Source organism: Achromobacter sp. Bel, assembly GCF_012928505.1.
Lineage (GTDB): Bacteria > Pseudomonadota > Gammaproteobacteria > Burkholderiales > Burkholderiaceae_B > Achromobacter.
In genome coordinates this window covers 1-7387 of sequence record NZ_JABBJN010000108.1, presented here as the reverse complement: position 1 = coordinate 7387, position 7387 = coordinate 1, and the positions used below count along the sequence as shown (strand labels likewise).

Here is a 7387-nt window from a genome sequence, read left to right as displayed (position 1 = left end):
CCTCGACGGCGCGGCGCCAGGCCGCCGGATGCGGCATGTCGGCCGCATAGGCGTCCCAGGCATCGCCGGCCAGTACCAGGTTCAGGCCGTGGCCTGCCTGGGCCGACCACACGGGCAGATGATGTTCGGTCCAGGGAACGACTTCGGCCGCCGCGATCAGCAGCGGCGGCTGCAAGGCTTCCCAGCCGCCCTCGCCTTCCCGCGCGGCCACCGGACGGTAGACCGCCAGATAGACTTCGTTCATGCGGGCGTCCAGGGCTACGACGATGGCGTCGGACGGGGTCGCGTCGGCCACCTGGGCGGCAACCGCCTGGTGGGACACGACCGGCAGCACGGGTATGCCCAAGCCCAGCCCCATGCCTTGGGCCACGCCGCAGGCCACGCGCAGGCCCGTAAAGCCTCCGGGGCCCTGGCCGAACGCCACGGCGTGCAGGGCGGACGGCGCCAGGCCCGAGGCCGCCAGCAGTTCATTGGCCATCGGCAAAAGCCGTTCGGCGTGCTCCTGGGACCCCTCGTGTTCCCGGGTACTGACTGCCAGACGGCCATCGACCGCCCGCAACAGGGCCACCCCACAACGGGACGAAGACGTTTCCAAAGCCAGCAGGTTTAGTTCCATAGATGCAGATTGTACGAAATACGGCGGCTTTGCCCCCGGTTGTAAGGGGGATTTCAACCATGGTTCGCAATGTGTAATATCTTGTGAACGCCCACTAGCCGCTGGTTCTCGTCACTGTTACATTTCCGGCCATGAATACGCAAAACACCACCCCCACCCGAAAAATCCTCGTCGTCGACGATGATCCGCGCTTGCGCGATTTGCTGCGCCGGTATTTGTCCGAGCAGGGATTCAACGTTTTCGTTGCCGAAGACGCCAAAGAGATGGGCAAACTCTGGCAACGCGAGCATTTCGACCTGCTCGTGCTGGATCTGATGCTGCCCGGCGAAGATGGCCTGTCCATCTGTCGCCGGCTGCGCGGTGGCCACGACAATACCCCCATCATCATGCTCACGGCCAAGGCGGAAGAAATCGACCGCATCGTGGGCCTGGAGATGGGCGCGGACGACTACCTGTCCAAACCGTTCAACCCCCGGGAACTGCTGGCACGGATCAACGCGATCCTGCGCCGCCGCGGTACCGAGGAACATCCCGGCGCACCCAGCCAGGAAAACGAATCCATCGCCTTCGGCCCCTACGTGCTCAACCTGTCCACCCGTACGCTCACGCGCAACGGCGAACAGGTGCCGATCACCACGGGTGAATTCTCGGTCCTCAAGGTGTTCGCCCGCCATCCGAAGATTCCCCTGTCCCGCGACAAGCTCATGGAACTGGCGCGCGGCCGCGAATACGAAGCCTTCGATCGCAGCCTCGACGTCCAGATCTCGCGCCTGCGCAAGCTGATCGAACCCAATCCGTCCAAGCCCGTGTTCATCCAGACCGTTTGGGGTCTCGGATACGTGTTTGTGCCGGACGGTGGTAGCTGATCGGCTCGCCCGCCCCGGGCAGGAGCGCAGCCTCGTGCCCCGCTTGCGCAGAACCTTCAGGAACCTGACATCACGTTTGCGGCTCGGCTTGTTCGGCCGCACGTTCCTGCTGCTTGCCGCGCTGATGCTGGTCAGCCTGGGCGCGTGGCTACAAGTATTTTTCAGCATGGAGCTGGGACCGCGCGCCAATCAAATGGCGCAGCGGGTGATCACGGCCGTCAATATCACGCGCACGGCGCTGATCTACTCGCATAACGGCGAACGCAGCAAGCTCCTGCTGGACCTGGCCACCAACGAAGGCATCCAGGTCTATCCGCGCGAAGTCACCGACTTCGCCGAAGCCCTCCCCGACGACGATTACTGGCAACGCGTTGCCCAGCACATCCGTACGCGCTTCGGCCCCGAAACGCAGATTGCCTGGGGCGTGAACCAGGTGCCGGGCTTTTGGGTCAGCTTCCAGATAGAGAAAGACCTGTACTGGCTGGTGTTCGAGCGAGAGCAGATCGGGTTGACCGGCGGGATCGAATGGTTGGGTTGGGGCGCCACGGCGTTGCTGCTTTCCCTTGTCGGGGCGGCGGTCTCGGTGGGCTTCGTGAACCGGCCCCTGTCGCGGCTCGCCCGGGCGGCCCAGGTGCTGTCGCGCGGCGAGACGCCCGCGGCCCTGCCCGAACAGGGCCCCCTGGAAATCCGCGACCTGAATGCCTCCTTCAACCGGATGGCCAAAGACCTGCGGCAGGCCGAGGCCGATCGGGAACTGATGCTGGCGGGGATTTCGCACGACCTGCGCACGCCGCTCGCCCGCATGCGGCTTGAGATCGAGCTGAGCGGCGTGTCGGAAGACGCCCGCCAGGCCATCGACGAAGACCTGGGCCAGATCGACCACAGCATCGGCCAACTGATGGAGTACGCGCGCCCCGCAGGCACGCTGCCACAGCTGGCGACGGACATCTCGGCAGTCCTGGCCGAACTCTATGAACGCGAGCGCAGCCACACGGCGTCGCTGGGTGGAGAGCTGGACGCTTCCCTGGAGCCTGGGCTGCGGGCGCGGATCACGGCGCTGGACTTGAAACGCGTGGTCAGCAACCTGATCGAGAACGCCCGCCGCTATGGGCGTTCCAGCGACGGCATGGCCCATCTCGTCATGACGCTGCAAGCTGAAGGCGGCATGATCGTGATCGAGGTGGCGGACCGCGGTCCCGGCATCGCGCCCGAAGATGTCGACCGCCTGCTTCGGCCGTTCTCGCGCGGCGAGGCGGCGCGCACCGGCGTCAGCGGCGCGGGCCTGGGCCTGGCCATCGTGGAACGCCTGCTCAAGCACGTGGGCGGGTCGCTGCGGATGCTGCCCCGCGAGGGCGGAGGCCTGACCGCGCGCATAGAGTTGCCCAAAGCTAAGTTTAGGAATTATCAATTAGACAACGATAATCCATAGCGTAGAATTTATGCTTTAAGGCACAGCCTTATTTCCACCAACAACTACTGGGAGTACACATGAAAACTGTTGGCGACAAACTCGAGCCCTTCAAGGTCACCGGCGTCAAGCCCGGCTTCAACCAGCACGAAGAAAATGGCGTGTCGGCGTTTGAAGACATCACCGAAAGCTCGTTCCCCGGCAAGTGGAAGGTGATCTACTTCTACCCGAAAGACTTCACGTTTGTGTGCCCGACCGAAATCGTCGGCTTCAACAAGCTGGCCAAGGATTTCGAAGACCGCGACGCCGTCCTGCTGGGCGGCTCCACCGACAACGAATTCGTCAAGCTGGCATGGCGCCGTGAGCACCCGGACCTGAACAAGCTGGGCCACTATCAATTCGGCGACACCACCGGCGCCCTGATCGACCAACTGGGCGTCCGTGAAAAGGGCGCTGGCGTTGCCCTGCGCGCCACGTTCATCGTTGATCCGGACAACACGATCCAGCACGTTTCGGTGAACAACCTGAACGTCGGCCGTAACCCGGAAGAAGTTCTGCGTCTGCTTGACGGTCTGCAAACCGACGAGCTGTGCCCGTGCAACCGTACGGTTGGCGGCGCCACGCTGTAATTTCCAGCCCGGCAACGGGCCTGCTCGCAGGCCCAAGCCGGGCTTTAATTGCGCTAGATTATAGGTAAAAACTATGGAATTTCTTACCACCATTAAGGAACAGCTCCCGGATTGGGCCAAGGACATCCGCCTGAATCTGGACGCCGTGATTGCCCGCTCGACGCTGGCCCCTGAAGACGCCGTAGGCGCCGCCCTGTCCGCCGCTTATGCCGCGCGCAGCCCGGTGCTGGTGGAAGCCTTCAAGAGCGGCCTGTCGGAAGGCGACGCCAATGCCGCCCTGACTGCCTCTGCACTCATGGGCATGAATAACACGTGGTACCCCTACGTCGAAATGACCGGCGACGCCAACCTGAAAAGCTTGCCGGCCCAGTTGCGCATGAACGCTTACGCCACTCACGGCGGCGTGGAAAAGAAGCGCTTCGAACTGTTCGCGCTGGTGGCCTCGATCATCGGCAAGTGCCATTTCTGCGTGGCCTCGCACTATGAAAACCTGAAGAACGACGGCTTGTCGACGGAACAGCTGCGCGACGCCGGCCGTATCGCCGCCGTGGTGAACGCCGCCGCCCTGGCGCTGGCCGCCCAAGGCAAGTAAGCGAGCAGCCCCCCGCCGCGCACGCTTCGCGTGCTTGCCCGGCGGCAAAAAAAACCCGCCTGTGCAAACAGGCGGGTTTTTCTTTGGGACGGCGCCAGGCCGCGCCCGAAACGTTTAGTTCTTCTTCGCCATGTCCGCGGTGGTGGGCAGGCCGTTGGCCACCCAGGCTTCGACGCCGCCGCGGTACCAATAGGCGGACCAGCCGAGCGACCCGGCGCGCAACGCCGCGTTGTACGACGAACGGTCGTTCATGCTGGCGCCCACGAACACGACCGCCGCACGGCGATTGTTGTTCGCCTTTTTCAGCAACCACGCATCCAGGGCGCTTTGCAACTGGTCCGTGACACTGCCATCCGAGCCCGCATCGGCCAGGGGATAGCCGATGGGCAGCGTATCGCGCAGCCCGCTGGTGTCGACGATCAGAAGATTACTGTCGTTCTTGATCATGCCAACCAGGTCGCCCGTCGTGATCAGCTTGGCGCGATTGATCTGGTTCGGCGTCGGCCCCTTGTACGGTGAGGGGAACAGCAGGAACGTGGCAGGCACGCCCATATCCTTGAGTTCGTCGATGGCGCTCGGCGGCATCCCCTGTCCCGGCGGGGATTGCCGGGGCTGCTGTTGAGGCTGCTGCTGCGGTTGTTGAGACGGCGCCTTGCCGCCGCCTGCGGCCACGACTTCACCGCCCACCGTGCCCATTTCGATGTCGGAAATCATCACCGCAATGTTCTCGATCAGCTCATAGCACATGGTGATCGAGCCTTCGCGCGGGCTGTACCACGCATTGAGCGTGTCGCAATCTTTGAACACCACGTTCACCGGGCGGGGCAGCACATAGGTTTGCCCAAGCAGCTTGATGTTGGCCGAAATCGCGTCCGACAGCGCAGTGGCGAACAGGTTGCCGATCTTGCGCTTGGACGGTTCGAACACCACGTTGACCGGCGCACCGGGCGCGTTGGCCGGCTGCTGGCCGTCGGGCGACCAGGTGCCCACGCGGGTGTGCGGCGCCAGGATCTTGCGCCAGGCGCGGTTCTGCTTGTTGAATTCGTCGGCGCAACGCGCCTTGGTCCGGTCTTCCAGGCCCACGTGCTTGGCGACCGATTCGAATACGGCCGGATTGCCGCCATACATGATGCACAGCATATTGCGAAAGCGCTTGAGGTCGCCCGTGTGCTCGTCCTGCCAGGCCGACGATTCCGACGCCCCGCGTTTTTCCGCCAGCTTGCCGCTGTAGTACCACTGCAATGCGGCGTAGGTCGCGGCATCGCGCGCCATGGTGTTTGTATCTTCGTCGGCCGACGGATACATCGTCGGCTCAACGATCTGCAAGGCGGCGTAGATATCCACCGCGTCTTCTTCCGCGCCCGTGGACGGCAATTCCAGTTCGCCGATCAACGCATGGCCGAACTCATGCATGAAAATGCTGCGCATGATGCCGACGTACACCGACACGATACGCATGGTGTCGCCGCCAAAACGCGGATACGGACCGGCGCCGGCCAAGCCGGAGCCGCTCGAATTGTTGGGAGCCGGGGCCGCGACAGGCGGCTGCGTGCCCTGCGGCGCGCTGGCGCCGCCACTTGCGCCCCCCCCACGCGGGGGCAAGCCGCCGCCTTGTTGCGCAGGCGTGCCCTGCCGGGGCGCCAAGTCGGTATTGATCGAAAAGTCCGCAATGCCGAACGTGCCCACGTCGTACGCCATGATGCCGATATCGCCGCCCACGGCGGAAGAATCGGTCACGTCGCCGATGATCTTGTCGTTCACGATGAACCGGGCTGCGCCCGGCAACTCGACTACCTTGATGCGGTCCGAGCCATCCAGCTTGGCCAGGTTGGGAACCGTGGCGATATCGCGACGGTTCTGGCCTTCAAGACAGAACAGGATGGTTTTCTTGTCCGCCGTGATCTCGATCAGGCACAGGCCCTTCTTCGCGGGATTGCTCAGCGCCACGCCAATGGACGCCTTCGGATTCTGCGAATTGACGACCACATTCACATCGGTCACGCGCCCCTGTTCAGGAGCCGGACCCACCGGAAGGTAAAGCGTTTGTTCGCTGCCGGGCGTCGCCGCGTTGCGCAACGTGAACCAGCCATCCTGCACGGCGGCAGTCCAGCCTTGGAGCATTTGCTTGCCGACGACGCCTGCCAGGGGTCCCAGCTGTTGTTCAAACGCAGCGTGTGCAGGTGAACCCACCGCAACGAGGAACGAAAACAGGGCGACGCCACGTAAACGCATCTGAATTTCTCTATGTAGGCAGATTGAGGTAGCGCAGAATATTCCAGATCAATTTGACCTGCTTATTCATTTGTTAAAGATGTATAGCAAAGTAAATGCAATGGAATTTCATTGCATTTACGATGGAACATCGCCAGGTTTACGCGCGGGCCAGCAGGGCCACGACGGTAGCCGCGATGCCTTCCTTGCGGCCCAGATAACCCAGGCCTTCGTTCGTCTTGGCCTTGATGTTGATCTCGGTCTCTGCCAGCCCGAGGTCAGCGGCGACGTTCGCCACCATGGCCGGCGCATGCGGGCCGATCTTGGGCGCCTGCGCATGCAGGGTGGCGTCGATGTTGACCGGCACCCAGCCCGCGCGGCGCACCCGCGCCATCGCCTCGCGCAGCAGCACGCGGCTGTCCGCGCCCTTAAATGCGGGGTCGGTGTCCGGGAAGTGCCGGCCGATATCGCCCAGGCCCGCCGCCCCCAGGAGCGCGTCGGTGATCGCGTGCAGCAGCACGTCCGCATCGGAATGCCCCAGCAGGCCGTGCGTGTGCGGGATCGTGACGCCGCCGATGATCAGCGGGCGGCCTTCGACCAACGCGTGCACGTCAAAGCCCTGCCCGACGCGAAAAGGAATGCTCATAGCCATTTTTCCATCAGTTCGAAATCATCCGGCCACGTCACCTTGAAATTGCGCAAGGCGCCCGGGACCAATAATGGCGCATACCCGGCTGCCTCGAGGGCCGAAGCCTCGTCGGTGACAGTCACGCCATTCACGGAGGCCGCCGTCAGCGCATCGCGCAGTGCGCCGGCCCGAAACATCTGCGGCGTCTGCGCCAGCCACAAGCCATTGCGGTCCAGCGTGCGCTCCACCCGCTCGCGCCCGCCCTTGACCGTGTCGGCCACGGGCAACGCCAGCAGGCCGCCCACCGGGTCGGCCAGGCAGGCATCGATCAGGCGACGCAGCGCGGCTTCCGGCAGGCCAGGGCGAGCCGCGTCATGGACCAGCACCCAGGCATCGTCGGCCACCCCGCTGTCGGCCAGCGCCCCGGCGACGAGATC

The 7387-nt window shown here is 63.9% G+C and carries 8 protein-coding genes; 4 read left to right on the top strand and 4 right to left on the bottom strand.

Annotated features, from left to right (window positions below):
• Positions 1 to 616, bottom strand: a 616-nt coding sequence (tsaB, locus tag HG262_RS30560; protein ID WP_169274559.1) for a tRNA (adenosine(37)-N6)-threonylcarbamoyltransferase complex dimerization subunit type 1 TsaB, incomplete at its 3' end; no start/stop codon positions are given.
• Positions 617 to 747: 131 nt separating this feature from the next.
• Here tsaB and ompR point away from each other — a divergent pair.
• The 4 genes from ompR (at position 748) to HG262_RS30540 (ending at position 4111) form a co-directional block, all read left to right on the top strand.
• A complete protein-coding gene (gene ompR / locus HG262_RS30555; RefSeq protein WP_003813882.1) occupies positions 748 to 1482 on the top strand; it encodes a two-component system response regulator OmpR in 735 nt (244 codons plus the stop codon).
• A gap of 34 nt (positions 1483 to 1516) precedes the next feature.
• Complete coding sequence (locus HG262_RS30550; RefSeq protein ID WP_169274558.1) at positions 1517 to 2911, top strand: ATP-binding protein; 1395 nt, start codon at positions 1517 to 1519, stop codon at positions 2909 to 2911.
• A gap of 59 nt (positions 2912 to 2970) precedes the next feature.
• Positions 2971 to 3519 (top strand): peroxiredoxin, encoded by a 549-nt coding sequence (locus HG262_RS30545; RefSeq protein ID WP_006217982.1) that lies wholly within the window; start codon positions 2971 to 2973, stop codon positions 3517 to 3519.
• 73 nt (positions 3520 to 3592) lie between these two features.
• Complete coding sequence (locus HG262_RS30540; protein ID WP_006223770.1) at positions 3593 to 4111, top strand: carboxymuconolactone decarboxylase family protein; 519 nt, start codon at positions 3593 to 3595, stop codon at positions 4109 to 4111.
• Between the two features lie 114 nt (positions 4112 to 4225).
• Here the strand turns inward: HG262_RS30540 and HG262_RS30535 are convergent, their stop codons facing one another.
• The 3 genes from HG262_RS30535 to HG262_RS30525 all read right to left on the bottom strand — a co-directional run.
• Positions 4226 to 6232, bottom strand: a complete 2007-nt coding sequence (locus HG262_RS30535; protein ID WP_169274557.1) for a DUF4344 domain-containing metallopeptidase — start codon at positions 6230 to 6232, stop codon at positions 4226 to 4228.
• A gap of 250 nt (positions 6233 to 6482) precedes the next feature.
• A complete protein-coding gene (gene ispF / locus HG262_RS30530) occupies positions 6483 to 6968 on the bottom strand; it encodes a 2-C-methyl-D-erythritol 2,4-cyclodiphosphate synthase (protein ID WP_169274556.1) in 486 nt (161 codons plus the stop codon).
• Positions 6965 to 7387 (bottom strand): 2-C-methyl-D-erythritol 4-phosphate cytidylyltransferase (locus tag HG262_RS30525; protein WP_169274555.1); only part of this gene is annotated, 423 nt, incomplete at its 5' end. The genes HG262_RS30525 and ispF, both read right to left, overlap by 4 nt.

Coding starts and splice junctions, on each gene's coding strand:
- HG262_RS30535 (WP_169274557.1), bottom strand. CDS start 6,232: ATGCTCCAAGGCTGGACTGCCGCCGTGCAGGATGGCTGGTTCACGTTG.
- ompR (WP_003813882.1), top strand. CDS start 748: ATGAATACGCAAAACACCACCCCCACCCGAAAAATCCTCGTCGTCGAC.
- HG262_RS30545 (WP_006217982.1), top strand. CDS start 2,971: ATGAAAACTGTTGGCGACAAACTCGAGCCCTTCAAGGTCACCGGCGTC.
- ispF (WP_169274556.1), bottom strand. CDS start 6,968: ATGAGCATTCCTTTTCGCGTCGGGCAGGGCTTTGACGTGCACGCGTTG.
- HG262_RS30540 (WP_006223770.1), top strand. CDS start 3,593: ATGGAATTTCTTACCACCATTAAGGAACAGCTCCCGGATTGGGCCAAG.